13 protein-coding genes are annotated in these 18,481 nt (G+C 74.3%); 7 read left to right on the plus strand and 6 right to left on the minus strand.

What is annotated here, in order from left to right:
* Positions 1-133: 133 nt before the first annotated feature.
* The 3 genes from ACZCLJ_RS00300 (at position 134) to ACZCLJ_RS00310 (ending at position 9,699) form a co-directional block, all read left to right on the plus strand.
* Positions 134-3,769, plus strand: coding sequence for a GH92 family glycosyl hydrolase (locus ACZCLJ_RS00300; protein WP_463105070.1), 3,636 nt, complete (start codon positions 134-136; stop codon positions 3,767-3,769).
* A 115-nt stretch (positions 3,770-3,884) separates the two neighbouring features.
* Entirely contained in the window at positions 3,885-8,990 is a 5,106-nt protein-coding gene (locus ACZCLJ_RS00305) for a glycoside hydrolase domain-containing protein (protein WP_463105071.1), read from the plus strand.
* A gap of 118 nt (positions 8,991-9,108) precedes the next feature.
* Entirely contained in the window at positions 9,109-9,699 is a 591-nt protein-coding gene (locus ACZCLJ_RS00310; RefSeq protein ID WP_463105072.1) for a YdeI/OmpD-associated family protein, read from the plus strand.
* On the opposite strand, the gene ACZCLJ_RS00315 is transcribed toward ACZCLJ_RS00310, so the two are convergent.
* Positions 9,696-10,514, minus strand: coding sequence for a helix-turn-helix domain-containing protein (locus ACZCLJ_RS00315; RefSeq protein ID WP_463105073.1), 819 nt, complete (start codon positions 10,512-10,514; stop codon positions 9,696-9,698). The genes ACZCLJ_RS00310 and ACZCLJ_RS00315 overlap by 4 nt on opposite strands.
* Positions 10,515-10,651: 137 nt before the next feature.
* On the opposite strand from ACZCLJ_RS00315, the gene ACZCLJ_RS00320 reads away from it, so the two are divergent.
* Positions 10,652-11,062, plus strand: a complete 411-nt coding sequence (locus ACZCLJ_RS00320; protein ID WP_463105074.1) for a nuclear transport factor 2-like protein — start codon at positions 10,652-10,654, stop codon at positions 11,060-11,062.
* A gap of 46 nt (positions 11,063-11,108) precedes the next feature.
* Here ACZCLJ_RS00320 and ACZCLJ_RS00325 read toward each other — a convergent pair whose 3' ends face one another.
* Positions 11,109-11,927, minus strand: coding sequence for a phosphotransferase (locus ACZCLJ_RS00325; RefSeq protein WP_463105075.1), 819 nt, complete (start codon positions 11,925-11,927; stop codon positions 11,109-11,111).
* A 128-nt stretch (positions 11,928-12,055) separates the two neighbouring features.
* On the opposite strand from ACZCLJ_RS00325, the gene ACZCLJ_RS00330 reads away from it, so the two are divergent.
* Positions 12,056-12,526, plus strand: coding sequence for a peptidoglycan-binding domain-containing protein (locus ACZCLJ_RS00330; RefSeq protein WP_251151754.1), 471 nt, complete (start codon positions 12,056-12,058; stop codon positions 12,524-12,526).
* Here the strand turns inward: ACZCLJ_RS00330 and ACZCLJ_RS00335 are convergent.
* Positions 12,504-13,490 carry a 3-methyladenine DNA glycosylase gene (locus ACZCLJ_RS00335; RefSeq protein WP_463105076.1) on the minus strand — a complete coding sequence of 329 codons (987 nt, stop codon included), beginning with the start codon at positions 13,488-13,490 and terminating at the stop codon, positions 12,504-12,506. The two genes, ACZCLJ_RS00330 and ACZCLJ_RS00335, sit on opposite strands and share 23 nt — an antisense overlap.
* Positions 13,491-13,631: 141 nt before the next feature.
* Here ACZCLJ_RS00335 and ACZCLJ_RS00340 point away from each other — a divergent pair, with 141 nt between their 5' ends.
* Positions 13,632-14,669 carry a DUF4190 domain-containing protein gene (locus ACZCLJ_RS00340; RefSeq protein WP_463105077.1) on the plus strand — a complete coding sequence of 346 codons (1,038 nt, stop codon included), beginning with the start codon at positions 13,632-13,634 and terminating at the stop codon, positions 14,667-14,669.
* 87 nt (positions 14,670-14,756) lie between these two features.
* Here the strand turns inward: ACZCLJ_RS00340 and ACZCLJ_RS00345 are convergent, their stop codons facing one another.
* The 3 genes from ACZCLJ_RS00345 to ACZCLJ_RS00355 all read right to left on the minus strand — a co-directional run bounded on the left by ACZCLJ_RS00345 (position 14,757) and on the right by ACZCLJ_RS00355 (position 17,456).
* Positions 14,757-15,137: an MmcQ/YjbR family DNA-binding protein gene (locus tag ACZCLJ_RS00345; protein ID WP_251151753.1), complete on the minus strand. Its 381-nt coding sequence runs from the start codon at positions 15,135-15,137 to the stop codon at positions 14,757-14,759.
* Positions 15,138-15,200: 63 nt separating this feature from the next.
* Positions 15,201-16,253 carry an aldo/keto reductase gene (locus tag ACZCLJ_RS00350; protein WP_463105078.1) on the minus strand — a complete coding sequence of 351 codons (1,053 nt, stop codon included), beginning with the start codon at positions 16,251-16,253 and terminating at the stop codon, positions 15,201-15,203.
* Positions 16,254-16,262: 9 nt separating this feature from the next.
* The gene (locus ACZCLJ_RS00355) at positions 16,263-17,456 is read right to left on the minus strand and encodes a heparan-alpha-glucosaminide N-acetyltransferase domain-containing protein (RefSeq protein ID WP_463105079.1); all 1,194 of its coding nucleotides are present in this window, start codon (positions 17,454-17,456) and stop codon (positions 16,263-16,265) included.
* A gap of 122 nt (positions 17,457-17,578) precedes the next feature.
* On the opposite strand from ACZCLJ_RS00355, the gene ACZCLJ_RS00360 reads away from it, so the two are divergent.
* Positions 17,579-18,472, plus strand: coding sequence for a methyltransferase domain-containing protein (locus ACZCLJ_RS00360; protein ID WP_463105080.1), 894 nt, complete (start codon positions 17,579-17,581; stop codon positions 18,470-18,472).
* Positions 18,473-18,481: the final 9 nt, after the last annotated feature.

The following is an 18,481-nucleotide window of genomic DNA, read 5'->3' on the forward strand; positions in this document are numbered from 1 at the left end:
GTCGAGTCTCCCAGAGGTCGGGCACGACGGCGGTTGACAGCGCTGTCTGAAGAATGTGAGGGTAGGGCGTCCGGCGCCGCTGCCGACAGCCGACGAATCCCCACGAGGTCGTGGGACGAACGGGAGACCACCGATGACCTTCCTCCGCAGGCGCACGCGCCAGAGTCGTCGAGGCCCTGCCTCGACGCGCGGTCCGGTGCCGGCGCGCGCCGCCGTCGCGCTGCTCACCGCCTCCGCCCTCCTCGTCCCGGCCGCCGCAGCCGTGGCCGCGCCTGCCGCCCCGACAGCGACGGAGTCCGACGACGCCGCTGCCGCCGCGGTCGAGGGGCCGCTCGTCGACCTCGTCAACCCGTTCATCGGGACGAAGGACGACGGGAACACCTACCCGGGCGCGGCCGTCCCGTTCGGGATGGTCCAGCTCTCGCCCGACAACGGGCACAACGTGGGGTACGACCACGACCGGACGTCGGTGCGCGGCTTCTCCCTGGTGCACCTCTCGGGCGTCGGGTGCGGCCTCGGTGGCCCGCTGCCCGTCCTGCCCACGACGGGCGCGGTGACGTCGACCGACTACGCGTCCTACGCCCTCCCGTACACGCACGACGACGAGGAGGCCTCGCCGGGCTACTACCGCGTCGGCCTGCAGTCCGCGGCCGGCACGATCGAGGCCGAGCTCACCGCGAGCGAGCGCACGGGCGTGCAGCGCTACACGTTCCCCGCGACCGAGCAGGCGAACGTGCTGCTCAACACGGGCCAGGCGCTCAACCGGGTCACGTCGTCCGAGGTGCGCGTCGTCGACGACCGCACGGTCGAGACCGAGATCACCGTCCGCGGCTTCTGCCAGGACACCGAGCCGCAGACGATCTGGACCCGCACGACGTTCGACCGCCCGTTCACGGCGCACGGCACCTGGGACGGCGACACCGTCACCGCGGGCTCGGACGCTGCGAGCGGCGGCGAGCAGCGCCGCGGCGCCTACGTCACGTTCGACACGACCGGCGGCGACCTCGACGTCGAGGCCGTCACCGCCATGAGCTATGTCGGCGCGGACGGCGCGGGCGCGAACCTCGCCGCCGAGGCGGGCACGTTCGACGCCGTGCACGACGCCGCGCGCTCGGCCTGGGAGGACCGCCTCGGCCTGGTCCAGGTCGGCCAGGGCGACGAGACCGACCTGCGCACGTTCTACTCGTCGCTGTACCGCAGCTTCCTCGCGCCGAACACGGCGTCCGACGTCGACGGCCGGTACCGCGGCTGGGACCAGGAGGTCCACACGGCGGGCGTCGAGGGCGAGCCCGGCACGTACTACCAGAACTACTCGCTGTGGGACACGTACCGCACCCAGCAGCAGCTCCTGTACCTGCTGGCGCCGAAGGAGTCGGCCGACATGGCCCTCTCGCTCGTGCGCCAGGCGGAGCAGGGCGGCTGGCTCCCGCGGTGGGGCTACGGCACGGTCGAGACGAACATCATGACGGGCGACCCGGCGACGCCGTTCCTCGTCAGCGCGTGGCAGCAGGGTCTGCTCGCGGGGCACGAGGAGGAGGCGTACGCGGTCCTGAGGCAGAACGCGGACGGCGTGCCGCCCGAGGACTCGCCCTTCAACGGGCGCGCCGCGAACGTCGAGTACCTGCGCGACGGGTTCGTCCCGCACGAGCCGGCGCGCTCGGGCAAGCCGGGCGACTACGACCTGCAGCACGGCGGGTCCGCGACGATGGAGTACGCCCTCGCGGACGCCATGCTGTCGACGATGGCCCGCGGCCTCGGCCACGACGAGGACGCCGACCGCTACGCGGCGCGCGGCCAGAGCTACCGCAACGTGTTCGACCCGCGCACGGAGAACTTCCGCGCGCGCAGCGCCGACGGGTTCTTCGTGGGCGACCCCGACCCGGCGCACTCCGACGGGTTCCACGAGGGCACGGCCGTGCAGTACCAGTGGCTCGTGCCGCAGGACGTGCCCGGCCTGTTCGACCTCATGGGCGGGACCGACGCCGCGATCGACCGCCTCGACGCCTTCTTCGCCTACGACGAGCTCGTCGAGGACCCGGCGCGCGTCGCGAGCGAGGTGTGGGTCAACGGCACCTACGACTACTACGGCTGGGAGACCTACAACCCCAACAACGAGCCCAACCTCCACGCGCCGTACGTCTATCTGTGGACCGGCCAGCCCTGGAAGACGACCGACGTCGTGCGCGCCGCGGCGACGCTCTTCACCGACGGCCCCGACGGCGTCACGGGCAACGACGACCTCGGCACCATGTCGGCGTGGCACGTCCTGTCGTCGATCGGCGTCTACCCGATCGTGCCGGGGACGGACCTGTGGGGCCTGACGACCCCGCTGTTCGACGACGTGACGGTCACGCTCGACCCGGACGTCTTCGGCCAGGACGCGCTGCACCTCACCGCGGACGGTGTCGCGCCGGACGCGCACTACACGCAGTCCGTGTCCCTCGGCGGCGAGATGCTCGACCGCGCGTGGGTCACGGGGGACGAGCTCACCTCGGCCGGGACGCTGGACGTCGCCGTCGGGTCCGAGCCGTCGACCTGGGCGACCGCGTCCGAGGCCTCGCCGGGGGCCGTCGTGCCCGCGGACGGCACGGTCGAGCGCCTGTTCGTCGGCGCGACACCGCGGCAGCCGGTGCTCGCCCCGGGCGGGCAGACCGAGGTCGCCGTCCAGGTCGTCGCGCAGGGCGCGGGGACGTCGAGCGGCACGCTCGAGGTCGCGTCCGACGGCGCGGTGACCGCGACGACGGACCTCGCCGAGTGGTCGGCGCAGTCCGAGGGGCTCCCGGCGACGGTCGAGGGCACGGTCACGCTGTCCGCGGCCGCGGACGCCGAGCCGGGCAGCCACGTCGTGCGGCTCGTCGTGCGCGACGCGGCGGGCACGGAGGCCGTGCGCGAGATCTCGGTCGTCGTGTCCGGCGAGTCGTGGATCGCCGGGGCGTTCGACAACGTCGGCATCGGCGACGCCGGGGCCGCGAACGCCGACCTCGACGGGACGGGCGCCTACCTGCTGCGGGAACTGCTGGCCGATCTCGGCGTGGTGCAGGGGCTCGAGCTGACCGTGCCGGGCACCGAGCTGACGTACCTGCTGGGCGCGCCGCCCGCCGGCGAGCCGGACAACGTCGCCGCGAACGGCCAGGTGCTCGAGGTGCCCGAGGCGCAGCGGGGTGCGCGCACGCTCTCGCTCGTCGGGACCGCGACCCACGGCACGCAGCGCGGCGACCTCGTCCTCGGCTTCGCCGACGGCACGAGCGAGACCGTCCAGGTCGCGCTGAGCGACTGGTGCACCGGCTCGCCCGAGCCGGACAACATCCTCGTCGCGAAGCCGGGCGCGCGCGGCAACGGGACGGGCACGGACCGCTTCGGCTGCGGCCTGTACGCGACGGCTCCGGTCTCCGTGCCGGACGGGAAGGTGCTCACGAGCCTCACGCTGCCCGTCAACACACGCCTCCACGTCTTCGCGGTGGCGACGGACGCGACCGGTGTCGCGCCCGCGCCGCAGGTCGAGGTCACCGCGCAGGCGCGCTGCCTGGCCGGGCGGGCGTACGTGGCGGTCCGCGCGGTCAACACGGGCGAGCAGCCCGCGGCGATCGAGCTCGCGACCGACGTCGGCGCGAAGTCCTTCCCGCAGGTCGCCCCGGGCGCGAGCGCGTACCAGTCGTTCGCCGTCCGGGCTGCGCAGGTCGAGGAGGGCGAGGTGACCGTGACGGTGACCACGCCGGACGGCGAGCCGCAGCAGGTCACGGCCGTCCACCCGGCGATCACCTGCTCGTAACCCCGTCCTGACAGGGTGGCGCGGGCCGCGCTCCGGCGGCCCGCGCCACCGCTGTCACCCGTACGTCCCCGCCGCTCACGATCAGCACGACGACCCCCGACACCACGAGGAACCCATGAACCCCAGGTCCCCGCGCCCCGGCGGCGCGCCCCGCCCCGCCGCCCCACGACGAGCCTCGGGTCTCGTCGCCGGAGCCCTCGCGGCGGCTCTCGTCGTCGTGGGTCTCGCGCCCGCGGCGTCGGCGACCGCGGCACGGACGGCCCCGACGACCACGGCCGCCGGTCGCGACGTCGCGTCGCTCGTGGACGTGTTCGTCGGCACGGAGGGCGACTTCGGCAACGACATGCCGGCCGCCCAGGCCCCGAACGGCCTCGCCAAGGTCAACCCGCGCACGACGCCGGGGCGCAACAACACGGGCTACGACTACGCGCAGTCCCAGATCTCCGGCTTCACGCACACGAACCTCGACGGTGTCGGCGGCTCGGGCGCCGGCGGCGACATCCTCGTGGTGCCGACGTCGGGCAGCTACACCGCGCGCCCCGGGACCGGCACGTACGCCCACCCGTTCTCGAAGGACACCGAGACGGGCAGCCCCGGCTACTACGGGGTGACGCTCGGCAACGTCGCCGGGACGGACGGGGGGATCCGAGCCGCCGAGGGCAGCATCCAGGCCGAGGTGACGGCGACGACACGATCGGGCGTCCACCGGTACGCGTTCCCCGACGGCGCGACGCCGACCCTCGTCGTCGACCTCGAGACGAACAACACGAGCCGGACGTCGTCTTCGGTCGACGTGGAGACGCTCGCGGACGGGCGCGCGGCGCTCCGGGGCCAGGTCACCGGCTACTTCTACAACGCGGCGTACACGCTCTACTACTACGCGCAGACCACGCAGCCGGTCGCGAAGGTCACCACGTGGGGCGACGACGACGAGCTCGTCGACGCGACGTCGCAGGACGGCCGTGACACGGGCGCGGTCCTGACGTTCGACCCGGCGCACGCCGACGAGGTCGGCCTGCAGGTCACGCTGTCGCCGGTGAGCGTCGAGCAGGCGCGGCTCGACCAGCAGGTCGAGCTCGGCGACCTGAGGTTCGACGAGGTCCGCGACCGCACGCGCGCCGAGTGGAACGCGACGCTCGGACGGGTCGACGTCGAGGCGTCGACCGCGACCGACCCCACGGGCGACCTGCAGAAGCTCTTCTACACGCACCTGTACCGCATGTTCGCCATGCCGATGAACGCGACGAGCACCTCGGGCACGTACCGCGGGGTCGACGGCGCGGTCCACACCGCCCAGGGCTTCACGTACTACGACTCGTGGGCGACCTGGGACGACTTCCGGAAGTTCTCCGTCATCGCCTACATCGACCCCGCGCTGTACCGCGACATGGTGCAGTCGCTCGTCTACCTGTTCGCCGACGCGGAGTCGACGGGCACGGGCGGCGGCCTCGGCGGGTTCGTGCACTCCGTCCCGACGGTGCGCTGGGAGCGGTCGTCCGTCGTCGTGGCCGACGCTCTCGCCAAGGGCTTCGAGGGCTTCGACCGCCTCGACGAGGCGTACCCGGCGCTGGAGCGCCTCGTCGGCGAGTACAGCGCCGCGGAGCTCGAGCGCGGCTACGTGGCGGGCAACCCCGGTGCGTCGGTCCAGCGCGGCTACGACCAGTACGGCCTGTCCGTGATCGCCGACGCGATCGGCCTCACCGACGAGGCGCAGACCCTGCGCGAGCAGGCGGCGTGGCCGATCGACAAGCTCACCAGGCCGGGCGCGTGGACCGCCGCCGACGGCACGCCGGTCGGGCTGCTCACCCCGCGCGCCGCCGACGGCTCCTGGCAGAGCGCCGACCACGAGCGGTTCGAGGCGGCGGGCCTCTACCAGGGCACGCTCTGGCAGTACCACTGGTACGACGCGTACGACATGGACGCGCTGATCGAGGCGATGGGCGGCACGGAGGCCGCACGGCTCGCGGTGCGCCACATGTTCGGCGAGCACGCACCCGACGACGGCACGGCGATGCTCCACTCGAACGCCAACGAGATCGACCTCCAGGCGCCCTACCTCTTCAACTACACGGGGGAGCCGAGCCTCACCCAGAAGTGGACGCGCGCGATCTACACGAAGGAGACCTGGAACCGGTACATCGCGACCGGGTCCTCCAGCGCGGTGCCGAGCGGCGGCGGCGAGTTCACCCCGCCGGTGAGGACGAAGGTCTACCAGCTCGACCCGCGCGGCATGCTCCCGACGATGGACAACGACGCCGGCACCATGTCGACGATGTTCGTCGCCGCGGCCGTCGGGCTGTTCCCCGTGACGGCCGGGTCGTCCCAGTTCCAGATCGGGTCGCCGTTCTTCGACTCCACGACCATCACGTACGACGACGGCGCCACGTTCGCGGTGACGGCCGAGGGCGTGTCCGAGGACGCGTTCTACGTGCAGTCCGCGACGCTCGACGGCGCGGACCTCGCCAACACGTGGCTCGACTACCCGACGGTCGTCGGGGGCGCGGACCTCGCGTTCCGGATGGGCGAGGAGCCGAGCGACTGGGGCACGGACACCGAGCCGGCGTTCTCGATGAGCACCAGCACCGACAGGCCCGTCGAGGGTCCGCGCGCGAGCGCCGACCCGACGACGGTGCAGGCCGCCGACGGCGGCGCGCTCGACGCCACCGTGACGCTGACGCTCGACGGCGCGCGGTTCGCCGCGTCGCCCGGCACGGACCTCGTCGCGAGCGGGGACGCGAGCGTCGTGGGCCTGCCGGACGGCGTCACGTCCACCGTGACGGTGGCCTCGGAGACCGCAGCGACCGTGACCCTCGCGGGGACGGCGTCCGCCGACGCGCGGTTCTACGTCCACCTGCGCGACGCGGCCCTCGCCGACGGCGTCGCCGCGTCGGCGCTGCAGGGACAGGGCGTCTCGGTGCGCTCCCCGCTGCGGCTGTCCGTCGCGTCCGCGGAGCGCGAGGTGCTCCGGCAGCTGGTCGACGACGCCGTCATCGTGCGGCACGGCAACTACTCCTCGGCCACGTTCGACCGCTTCACCGCGGCGCTCGGCCGGGCCCAGGAGGTGCTCGCCGAGGAGTCGGCGACGAGCGTCGCCCTGCGGTTCGCCGCGGACGGGCTCGGTGCCGCGGCCGACGCCCTGGATCTCACCGGCGGCGGCTACCGCACGCTCGAGGCCGAGCGGTCCGAGGCATGGTCCGGCGGTGAGCTGAAGAACGAGGCGAACAGCTCCGCCGGGAACCTCGGCGGCGTGCGCTCCGGGTCGTGGGTCCAGTACCGCGACATGACGTTCGACGGCCCTGGCGGTCCGGTCGCGCCGCGCTACCTCACCGTCCGCTACGACACCAGCTTCGCCCCGTCGGAGGCGCCGAGCTCGGTCGTGGTGCACGCCGGAGACGTCACGGGGCCGACGGTCGCGACCGTCCCGCTCACCGGGACGAGCGGCTGGGGCAGGTACACCGAGGTGACGGCGGAGCTCGGCGACGTGCAGGCGCTCGTCGACGCGGAGGTCGTGACGTTCGAGCTCCTCGCGCCGTCGGGCCGCAGCTGGGTCGGCAACTTCGACTGGTTCCGTTTCGACGCCGAGGACCCCGCGGGCCCGGGCCAGCCGGGCGACTCCCCGACGGTGACGGTCGAGGCCGAGGACTGGACCGAGAACTCGGGCCGGGGGCTCAAGAAGGAGTCCTCGACCTGGACGAGCGGGCCGGTGACGAACGTCGGGGGCACCGCGGACGGCGACTGGCTCTCCTACGGCGAGGTCGACCTCGGCGACCTGCCGCTCGGCGAGCTGTCCGTCCACTACGTGCACAACGCGAACCGCTCCGGGAAGAACTCGGCGCTGTCGGTGTACCTCGACGAGTTCGACCCGGCGAACCCGGGTGAGCCCTTCGTCACCGTGCCGCTGCCCACCACCGGGTCGAGCTGGACCACGGACGGTACGGCGACGGTCGTGCTCCCCGAGACGGTCCAGGGGACGCACGAGGTGTTCGTGCGCCTGACGACCGAGGCGTACGCCGACCACCCGTACGTCGCGAACCTCGACAGCCTCACCTTCGCCCCGGGCGGCCCGACGGAGGTCGTCGTCGAGTCCGAGGCCTGGACGCAGAACTCCGGTCGCGGGCTGAAGAACGAGAGCTCGACGTGGGCGAGCGGGCCGGTGACGAACGTCGGGGGCACCGCGGACGGCGACTGGCTCGCCTACGGCGAGGTCGACCTCGGGTCGGGCGCGCTCGACCAGCTCGCGGTCCACTACGTGCACAACGCGAACCGCTCCGGGAAGAACTCGGCGCTGTCGGTGTACCTCGACGCGTTCGACCCGGCGAACCCGGGCGAGCCCTTCGTCACCGTGCCGCTGCCGACCACCGGGTCGAGCTGGACCGTGGACGGCACGGCGACGGTCGACCTGCCGCGTGCCGTGCGCGGCACGCACGAGGTGTTCGTGCGCCTCACGACCGAGGCGTACGCCGACCACCCGTACGTCGCGAACCTCGACAGCATGACGTTCTTCACCGACGTCGACGAGCCCGAGGTCCCGCCGACCGACACGGCGGCTCTCGCCGCGTCGCTCCAGGACGCCGAGGCGTTCGAGGCGGAGATCGACCGGTACGGGCGGATCGACGCGGGCGTCTTCGCGCGCGAGCTCGACGCCGCGCGACAGCTCCTCGGCACGGCGGGCGCCACCCAGGCGCAGGTCGACGAGCGGGCGCGGCGCGTCGGCCTGGCGACCGACCAGCTCGTGCCGGCCGAGCGCCGTCGGCTGGAGAACCTCGTGACGAGCGCGGAGGCCGTGACGGACGAGGGGTACGGCCCCGAGTCGTGGGCGGCGTTCCGCGCGGCACTCGCCTCCGCCTCCGGGGTCCTGGAGGACGCCTCGGCGACCGACGCAGCGCTGCGCGACGCGCGGACCGCGCTCCAGGCGGCCATCGACGCGCTCGAGGAGCCCGGCGACGTCGAGCTCGTCACCGTCGAGGTCAGCCCGCGCTGCCTCGCCGGCAAGCCGTACGTCGCGGTCCGTGCGACGAGCACGGCCGACCGTCCGGTCGACGTCGTGCTCGCCAGCGCGCTGGGGTCGAAGACGTTCGCCGCGGTCGCACCGGGTGCGAGCGCCTACCAGTCGTTCGCCGCGCGGTCCGCGACGGGCGACCTGGACGTCACGGTGACCGCCACCGGGGAGGAGGGCGAGCAGACGGTCGAGCAGACCGTCACGATCCCGTCCTGCTCCTGACCGACGGACCGACCCGGGAGGCGCCGAGGGAACGCCTCCCGGGTCTCGTCGTCCGTCCCCTTGGCGCCCGCTGCGCGGAGCGGGCACGCTGGTGCCCCACCGACGAGAGGCACCACGGATGGACGAGTACCAGGGGCGCCCCGCGTTCCACGCCGGCACGCCCCAGGGGTGGCGCGCGTGGCTCGCCGAGCACCACGACGAGCCCGAACCTGGCGTGTGGCTCGTGACGTGGCGCCGGGGGAGCGGGCACCCCATGCCCGGGTACGAGCCGTGGATCGAGGAGGCCCTGTCGTTCGGCTGGATCGACGGGCAGGCCGCGACCGTCGACGACGAGCGGCACGCGCTGTGGTTCACGCGCCGGCGTCCGGGCAGCCGCTGGACGCGCCTCAGCAAGGAACGGGTCGCGCGCATCGAGGCCGACGGCCGCCTGACCGCCGCCGGGCGCGCCGTCGTCGACGCGGCGAAGGCCGACGGGTCCTGGACCCGGCACGACGACGCCGAGGCGCTCGTCGTCCCGGACGACCTCGCGTCGGCGCTCGCGGCTCGGCCCGGGGCTCGCGAGCGGTTCGACGCCTTCACGCCGGGCGTGCGGCGGTCGATCCTCGGGTGGGTCGTCGAGGCGCGCCGCCCGGGGACGCGCGAGCGCCGCATCGCCGAGACTGCCGACCAGGCCGCACGAGGCGTCCCGGCGCACCAACCACGCCGCTAGCGACCGGCGGTGCCCGGGCGACGGGTCACCCCGAGGGCGGCCGCGGTCGCGTCGTCGGCGGGGAAGAACGACTCGACGGCGAGCTCGTCGAGCGTCACGTCCTGCGGTGAGCCGAAGACGGTCGTCGTGTAGCAGAACGCGAGGTCGCCGTGCTCGCCGGCGAGCCGCAGCGGCACGACGGCGTCGCGAACCGGTGAGCCGAGGTCGCCCGCGGCGGCGCGCGGGTCCGTGGCGTGGACGTAGCCGGCGAGCTCCGTCAGCAGCTCGCCGAGCGCCGGGTCGCCGGTGCGGTCGAGGGTGCGACGCACGCGGCGCAGGGTGTGCCGGCCCCACTCCGGGAGGTTGCGGATCCGGCCGGCCATGCCGTCGGGATGGAGGGTGAGCCGCAGCACGTTCACCGGTGGTTCGAGCAGCGCCGGCGCGGCCCCGTCGAGGAAGCCCTGCGCCGCCGTGTTCGCCGCGACGAGGTCCCAGCGCCCGTCGACGGCGAGCGCGGGGAACGGCTCGTGGCCGGCGAGCACGAGGTCGACCGCCCGGGACGCCGCCGCGAGGTCCTGCGACACGAGCGACGACTCGCGGTGGACCGGCGCGAACCCTGCGGCGAGGTAGAGGTCGTTGCGGGCGCGCAGCGGGACGTCGAGCTCGTCGCAGAGCCGCTCGAGCATCGCCCTGCTCGGTCGTGCACGTCCCGTCTCGAGGAAGCTGATGTGCCGCGCGGAGACCTCGGCGCCGACGGCCAGGTCGAGCTGGGACCGCCGGCGACGGACGCGCCACTCGCGCAGGAGGGCGCCGGCGGGAGCGTCGGTGACGGTCATGGGACCACCCTGCCCGGGCACGGGACGCGTGCCAACTACCTCCGACGTCATCGACGTCACGACGTCGGGCGCCGACGGTGGAGGTCCGGCACGGTGCCGGGACGGCCGCCCTGCGGCCGCGGACCCGAGGAGGGCGCATGACCACCACGACCACCACGACCACGACGAGCGCCGCTGCGGCGGTCGAGCGCTACCTGGACTTCTGGAACACGCCGGACGCGACGGGGCGCGACCGGCGCGCGCCCGGCGTGTTCGCGCGCGACGTCGAGTACGACGCCCCGCTCCGGCGGCTGGAGGGGTACGACGCGGTGCTCGGCTTCGCGACGGAGCTGCTCACGCACGTCGCGAGGCACCGGTTCGAGCCCCGGGTCGAGCCGGACCTCCGTGAGGACCGTGCTCGGCTGCGCTGGCGAGCGCTCGCGCCGGACGGGTCGGAGTTCGCCACCGGGACGGACGTGCTCCTCGTCCGGCCCGACGGGCTCGTCTCGTCGGTGACGACGTTCCTCGACCGGCCGCCGACCGGGTTCGCAGCGCACGACCAGGGCTGAGCCGACCGGTGGAGGGAGCGCCTCGCGGTGCCGGGCACGTGACGGCTCAGCTCAGGTCCCACAGGAGCCGGTAGAAGGCGATGCGCTCCGGGTCGGGCTCGACGCCGTAGCCCGCGTAGACCTCGCCGTCGTACCCGGGGCCGTAGTTCCACTCCGTGCTCCAGGCCGCGACGGCGAGGTCCGCCCACCGGTCGGCGACCCCGAGCGAGCCGAGGTCGACGTGCGCGGCGAACGTGCCGTCGTCGTGCAGGAGCGTGTTGGGCGCGCACGCGTCGCCGTGGCACACCACGAGGCGGTCGACGGCGGGCGGGTCGTCCAGCCGGGACCGCGCCTCGACGGCGCTGAGGCCCCGGTGCTCGGGGAACCACTCGTGGGGGCCCCCGCCGCCGGCGAGCCGGGCGTCGGCCTGCGCGACCCGCACCGGGGCCCCCCAGTCGAACGGGCACTCGTCGACGGGCAGCGCGTCGTGCAGGACGCGCAGCCCGCGACCGATCGCGCGGGCGGCGGTCACCGGCTCGGCGACCCAGCGGGCGTCGACCGCCGACGTGCCCGCGAGCGCCTCGGTGATGAGCCAGCCGCCGTCCGCGTCCGAGCCGTGGTCGACGACGCGCGGGACCGCGGCACGACCGCCCGCCCAGGCGAGGCGGGTGGCCTCGGCGGCGAGGTCGAGCCCGGGCGTCCCGGCGGCGACCCACTTGGCGAAGCGCGTCGGTCCGGTCGCGCCAGCGGGGTCGAGGCGGAAGGTCAGCCCGCCGAGCTGGTTGCGCCACACGGGGGTCACGACGTCGTCGCCCGCGAGCGCGCGCACCGCGTCCGGGACGACGACGGCATCGGTCGGTACGGCGGCAGCCGGGAGGTGGTTCACGCGAGCGATCCTCGCACGGGCGTCGCAGACCGCATCATGCCGACGGGCGACCCCTCTCTCCGGACGGGGGCGCGGACGCCTCACGGCGGGATCGACCGCCGCGTCCGCGACCGCGGAAGGGAAGGATCATGACCACCGTCATCACGGCACTGCCGCCGTGGCCGCGCGTGCGGCGCGGAGCGAACGGGCACCCCGTCCAGTCGGTCCAGCACCTCCTGCGGCACCGGGGGCACGACCTCGTCGTCGACGGCGTGCTCGGGCCGCTGACCGAACGAGCGGTCCGTGCGTTCCAGGAGTCCAGGGGCCTCGACGTCGACGGGGTCGTGGGTCCCGCGACCTGGGCGGCGCTCGTCGTGGTCGTGCGCCGGGGGAGCGTCGGCGAGGCGGTGCGCGCGGTCCAGCGCGAGGCCGTCGCGCGCGACCTGTCGGGCCGGCCGGATCCGGTGCTCGTCGTCGACGGGCAGCTCGGTCCCCGCACCGAGGCGTGGGTGCGCGCGTTCCAGGACGCGCTGCACGCGGGATTCCCCGAGGTGCTCGTCGACGGCGTCGTCGGGCCCGTCACGTGGCGCTGCCTCGTCAGCGGGATGCTGTCCCACTGACGCCCGGCCGCTGAGAGGGCACGGTCGTCGGGCCCGGATCGGCGTCGGACCCCACGAGCGGTGTGCACACCGCGAGCAGACGTTCCCGCAGCGCTCCACCGCGCTCCGCGAACGCGCGCTGGTGGCGCACGTACTCGGCCTTGCCCTCGGGCGTCTCGATCGCGACCGGGGCGAGCCCGTAGGACGAGACGTCGTACGGCGACGCCTGCATGTCGACGGCCCGCACGTCGCGCGCGAGCTCGAACGTGTCGAGCAGGAGGTCGCCCGGCACGGCTGGGCCGAGCTTCAGGGCCCACTTGTACAGGTCCATCGTCGCGTGCAGGCAGCCCGGCTGCTCGAGCGCGGTCTGGGTCTCGCGCGTCGGGGTCTGCCGGTTGAGCGGCACGGCGTCGGACGTGAAGAAGCGGAACGCGTCGAAGTGCGAGCACTGCACGGGGTGCGACGCGACGACGGCGTCCGTGCCCTCGTGGCCGAGCCGCAGGGGCAGCGGATGGCGGTGGTCCCGACCGGACGCCTGGTCGCGGTAGACCATGGCCCACTCGTGCAGGCCGAAGCAGCCGAAGCGTCCGGGGCGCGACGCCGTCGCCTCGAGCAGCTCGACGACGTACCGGACGGTGTCGCCGCGCTCGGCGAGGTAGGCCGGGACGTCGAGGGTCACGCCGTCCGACGTCGGGCGGTACCAGCGCCAGGTCGCGCGCTCGCCCGGGTCCGCGAGGACGAGGCCGGCGCCCGGGTGCCAGCGGCGGAGCTGGGCCGGTCGCGTCGGGTAGTACGTGAAGAGGAAGTCCTCGATCGCGTGCTTCTCGCCGAGCGGCTTGCGGCGGCGCCAGCCCGCGGTGAAGTCGTCGGCGCGCTCGGCGTGCCGGCGCTCGGCCTCCTGCCACTCCTCCGCGGGCACCACGACCTCGTGCTCGACGGCGCGGCGAGGCGCGGTCGGTCCCGGGGCGAGGTCGGTGGTGGGCACCACCCCAGGGTACGAGAACGGCCAAGATCACCCGGTGGACAATTGGGTCGCGCGGCACCGATGACGACAGAATGGGTGTGAACGTGCTGTGAAGTCCCGGCACGCCACCCGACGACGCGGTACAGACCGCGAAGGAGCATCATGACGCAGCCGCCCGCCGGCTCCCCCGACCCGTACCAGCACGACCCGTACCAGCCCGGCGGCTCGCCCTCACCGGACGCGTACGCGCCGCCCTCACCGGACGCGTACGCCCCGCCCGCGCCGTCGGGCGCGCCCGAGCAGTCCGCGGCCTGGGGTGCGCCCGCCGGTCAGCCCGAGCAGGCGCCGTACGGTGCCGCACCGGGCTACGGCGCGCAGCCCTACGGCACCGACGCCTCGGCCCAGCAGCCCTACGCCGCGCCGTACGGTGGCGCGCCGGACCCGGCGCAGCAGGGCTACGGCGCGCAGCCCTACGGTGCGCCGGACCCGACGCAGCAGCCGCCCTACGGTGCCCCCTACGGCGGGTACCCGGGCTACGGGCCGCCCGCGCCGTCGTCGACGAACACGCTCGCGATCACGGGCTTCGTCCTCGCGATCGTCGGCCTGCTCGGCTGCTGGATCCCGGGCCTGAACATCTTCGCGGCGATCCTGGGGCTCGCCGGCCTCGTGCTCGGCATCGTCGGTCTCCTCCAGGTGAAGAACGGCAAGACCGGCAAGGGCTTCGCGCTCTCCGCGATCGTCGTCGGCGCGCTCGCGATCGTCGGGACGGTCCTCACCTACGTGCTCCTCGTCGCGTGGGCCGACTCCGTCTCGACCGAGTACGAGCAGACGCTCTCGGAGCTCGAGACGGAGACGCAGCAGGACCTCGACCGCATGTCGGGCGACGCGACGGACGACATCCTCGCGAACGACCTCGGGGTGGAGTTCGGCACGTTCGAGGGCACGGCCGACGAGTACGGCTGGGTCGACTCGTCGCTCACCGTCACGCTCACGAACAACGCCGACGAGGCGATGATGTACGACCTCGACGTCGACGCGGTCGCGGCCGACGGCACGGTCATCGAGTCGGACTTCGCCTTTACCGAGACGCTCGAGCCGGGCGCGACCGAGACCGTCGAGATCTTCGACTTCATCGACGCGGAGAACCTCGAGGCGATGAAGACCGCGACGTTCGAGGTGACGTCGGTCAGCCAGTACTGACCCGTTGCACGTCACGACGGCCTGCCCGGCTCCTCCGGGCGGGCCGTCGCCCGCGTCGCCCGGCGGAGGGCCACCCCGACCGGACGGTCACTCCGACTCGGCGAGGTACTCCGCCGCGAGTCGCTTCGGGGCCCGCGCGAGCCACGCGTCCTGCACGACCTCCTCGAGCTCCGGGACGGGGATCCGGTCGAGCCGCGCGAGCACGATGGCGTAGCCGTCGAAGTGCGAGGTCGTGAGGAACGTCGCCGGGTCGTCGCCGAGCAGCGCCTGCTTCTCGCCCTCGTCGCCCACCCAGAACGCCAGCGGAGCGGCCTCGGGTGCGGCGTCGCCCAGCTCGGTGCGGTCCTTCGGTCGTAGGGGTCGCTCCCAGACGAACGCCTTGCCGTGGACGCGCCACTGGTGCGGGTCACCCTGCGCGGTGTCGGGCAGGACCGCGGCGATGCGGTCGAGGTCGTCCCACGTGGCCATGCGTCCACGGTAGGCCCGCACCGGTCCGGGCGGTACCCGGAGCGCCCGGTGAGCGCGGTGGCGTCAGAACGGGGCGATCTTCGCGGCCGGCGGGAAGATGTCGTCGATCTCCGCCAGGTCCTCGGCCGTCGGCGCCCACGCGCCGGCGGCGGCGTTCTGCCGCACCTGCTCGGGCCGCGTCGCGCCGGCGATGACGCTCGACACCTGCGGACGCGACAGCAGCCAGCCGAACGCCACCTGGACCTCGGTGAGGTCGCGGACCTCGCAGAACGCGCGCAGGCGTGCCAGCGCCTCCCACGGCGCGGACTCGAGCAGGTGCGGCTTCGAGCGCACGAGCCGGCCGTCGTCGGGCCGGGCGCCGTGCGCGTACTTGCCGGTGAGCAGCCCGTTGGCGAGCGGGAAGTAGGGCAGGACGCCCAGCCCGTACGCCTGCGCGGCGGGCAGCACCTCGAGCTCCGCGGCGCGGTCGACGAGGTTGTACTGGTTCTGCGCGGAGACGAAGCGCACGCTCCCGGCGGCGCGCGCCGTGAGCTCGGCCTCCGCGATCTGCCAGCCGGCCCGGTTGGAGTGGCCGACGTACAGCACCTTGCCCGCGCGCACGAGGTCGTCGAGCGCCGAGAGCGTCTCGTCGACCGGCGTGAGCGGGTCGGGCGTGTGGAACTGGTAGAGGTCGATGCGGTCCGTGCGGAGACGACGCAGCGATCCCTCGACGGCGCGCACGACGTAGCGTCGCGACCCGCGCGCGCCGAAGTCCTCGCCGGCCGCCCCGCGCATCGACATGCCGAACTTCGTCGCGACGACGACGTCGTCGCGACGCCCGTCGAGCGCCTGGCCGAGGAGCTCCTCGCTCAGGCCCGGGCGAGCGCCGTAGGTGTCCGCGGTGTCGAAGAACGTCACGCCCGACTCGAGGGCCGCGTCGACGACGGCGCGCGTCCCGTCGAGCGTCTCCGTCGCCGTCTGCGCGCGGCCGAAGTTGTTGCAGCCGAGCCCGACGGCCGACACGGCGAGGCCGGAGCGCCCGAGCCGGCGCAGCGCGGGACCGCCCGGCGCGGGCACGGTCGGGCCGGTGGAGCCCGGGGTCGAGACGGGCTGGTCGGTGGGTCCCTGGGTCGTCATGCGCCGACCCTACGACGCGTCGTCCGGCCTCGCGGGAGGGGTGACCGCCGACGTGCGGGCGGCCACCGACGCGAACAGGCGCTCCAGCGGCCCGCGCCCGAACGCCCAGCGCCACGCCGTCGCCGCGGCCAGCGTCACGAGCACGAGGACGAGCAGCGGCCCGTTCGTGGTCTGCTCGTAGGCGGCGTCGCCCCAGAGCCACAGGACGACGATCTGGGCCGAGTACACGCTGAGGGCCATCGCCCCGACGGCGGCGACGGGCGCGAGGACCCACCGCCCGACGCGCCCCACGAACAGGCACAGGCCGAGCACCGCGACGGCGAACCCGCCGGACCCGACGACCTCGGGCAGGGTGTCGGTGTGCGGGCCGGCCAGCCACAGGTAGGCCGACGTGGGCCACGGGTCGGACCAGGTGAGGGGTTCGGGCCGCAGGCCGCTCGACCAGGCCGCCGCGGCGTCCTCCACCGCCTGCGGGCCTCCGAGCGGGCCGACGACCGCCGAGGACACCCCGTACCCGATCGCCGTCGCGAGCAGGCCGCCCGTCACGAGCAGCAGCCGCACGAGGGTCGAGGTGAGGTCGAGCCGGCCGATCGCCACGCCGGCGAGCACGTACGCCATCCACACGATCGCGGGGTAGTGGCCGGAGAGGAGGAAGTCGGTGAAGGCGCCCGACCCGTCGTCGGGCAGGTGCAGCCCGGCCCGCGCGAGGGCCTCCGGGCCGTAGTACGCGAGCACCGGCCCGACGAGCGCGATCGTGCCCGCGAGCACCGCGAGCCGCCCGGGCGGCCAGCGCAGGAACGGCAGCGCGAGGACGAAGTACGCGGCGTAGAAGCCGAGGATCAGCAGCACCCGCGTGCCGAGCAGGTCCAGCAGTCCCACGAGCGCGAGGAGCAGGACCGCCCGCACGAGGATGCGCGTGCGCGCCTGGAGCATGGGCAGGCCGGTGAGCGGCGTCCGCCCGCCCGAGACGATCGCGAGGGAGACCCCCGCGACGAGCGCGAAGAGGATGGACGACCGGCCGTGCGAGATCTCGAGGAACGCGGCGACGCCACCGGCGTCGGTGGACGTGAACCCGACGTGCGCCGTGAACATCCCCAGCACGGCGAGCCCGCGCGCCACGTCGACACCGGTGACCCGACCCGGGCCGCCGAGCAGCAGGTCAGCGTGCCGGCGGGCGAGGCCGGGGGCGGCGACGGCAGTCATGGGGGTGATTGTCCGACGCCGGGGCCTCGCGCGCGACGCCCGCCGCGCCCTTCTCGCGAAGTCGGCGCCCAGAGTGTGAGAACGGGGTCGAGAAGGCCCGACGTCCGGCCTACCGTGCGGGTATGACGGAAACCCCTCTCAGCGGAGCCGACGCCGCCGACCCCCGCGGCGACGCCCCCACCGGGGCTGCCGGCTCCAACCCCTCCAAGGAGTCCGAGTCCTACACGCACGGCCACCACGAGTCCGTGCTGCGCTCCCACCGTTGGCGCACCGCGGAGAACTCCGCAGGCTTCCTCCTGCCGCACCTGCGTGAGGGCATGAGCGTCCTCGACGTCGGCTGCGGCCCGGCGACGGTCACCGTGGACCTCGCCGAGCGCGTCGCCGGCGGTCGCGTCGTCGGCGTGGACGCCTCGGCCGCCGTGCTCGACAGCGCGCGCGACCTCGCCGCCCAGCGCGGCACCGCGAACATCACGTTCCAGCAGGCGAACGCCTACGAGCTGCCGTTCGCCGACGGCACGTTCGACGTCGTCTACGCCCACCAGCTCCTGCAGCACCTGTCCGACCCGATCGGCGCCCTGCGCGAGATGAAGCGGGTCGCGAGGCCCGGCGGCCTCGTCGCGGTGCGCGACGCCGACTACGCCGCCATGACCTGGTACCCCGAGTCCCCGGGGCTCACGGAGTGGAACACGCTCTACCACGAGGTCACGCACGCCTACGGGTTCGAGGCCGACGCCGGGCGCCGCCTCTTCGCGTGGGTCCAGGACGCCGGGTTCGACCTCGCGGGGATCGTCCCGTCGGCGAGCACCTGGTGCTACGCGACGCCCGAGGACCGCACGTGGTGGGGCGGCCTGTGGGCCGAGCGCTGCGTCGCGTCCAACTTCGCCGTGCAGGCACAGGAGTCGGCGCTCGCGGACGACGTCGCGCTCGAGCTGCTCGCGCAGGACTGGCTGCGGTGGGCCGAGGAGCCGGCGGGCTGGTTCGCGGTGCTCAACGGCGAGGTCCTCGCCCGGGTGTGACCGCCGACG

Source organism: Cellulosimicrobium sp. So1_17 (assembly GCF_055181235.1).

Bases quoted from the DNA above. Each gene is read 5' to 3' on its own strand.
- ACZCLJ_RS00315 (WP_463105073.1), bottom strand. From the start codon at position 10,514: ATGACCGTCACCGACGCTCCCGCCGGCGCCCTCCTGCGCGAGTGGCGC.
- ACZCLJ_RS00320 (WP_463105074.1), top strand. From the start codon at position 10,652: ATGACCACCACGACCACCACGACCACGACGAGCGCCGCTGCGGCGGTC.
- ACZCLJ_RS00300 (WP_463105070.1), top strand. From the start codon at position 134: ATGACCTTCCTCCGCAGGCGCACGCGCCAGAGTCGTCGAGGCCCTGCC.
- ACZCLJ_RS00340 (WP_463105077.1), top strand. From the start codon at position 13,632: ATGACGCAGCCGCCCGCCGGCTCCCCCGACCCGTACCAGCACGACCCG.
- ACZCLJ_RS00360 (WP_463105080.1), top strand. From the start codon at position 17,579: ATGACGGAAACCCCTCTCAGCGGAGCCGACGCCGCCGACCCCCGCGGC.
- ACZCLJ_RS00305 (WP_463105071.1), top strand. From the start codon at position 3,885: ATGAACCCCAGGTCCCCGCGCCCCGGCGGCGCGCCCCGCCCCGCCGCC.
- ACZCLJ_RS00330 (WP_251151754.1), top strand. From the start codon at position 12,056: ATGACCACCGTCATCACGGCACTGCCGCCGTGGCCGCGCGTGCGGCGC.
- ACZCLJ_RS00355 (WP_463105079.1), bottom strand. From the start codon at position 17,456: ATGACTGCCGTCGCCGCCCCCGGCCTCGCCCGCCGGCACGCTGACCTG.
- ACZCLJ_RS00310 (WP_463105072.1), top strand. From the start codon at position 9,109: ATGGACGAGTACCAGGGGCGCCCCGCGTTCCACGCCGGCACGCCCCAG.
- ACZCLJ_RS00350 (WP_463105078.1), bottom strand. From the start codon at position 16,253: ATGACGACCCAGGGACCCACCGACCAGCCCGTCTCGACCCCGGGCTCC.
- ACZCLJ_RS00345 (WP_251151753.1), bottom strand. From the start codon at position 15,137: ATGGCCACGTGGGACGACCTCGACCGCATCGCCGCGGTCCTGCCCGAC.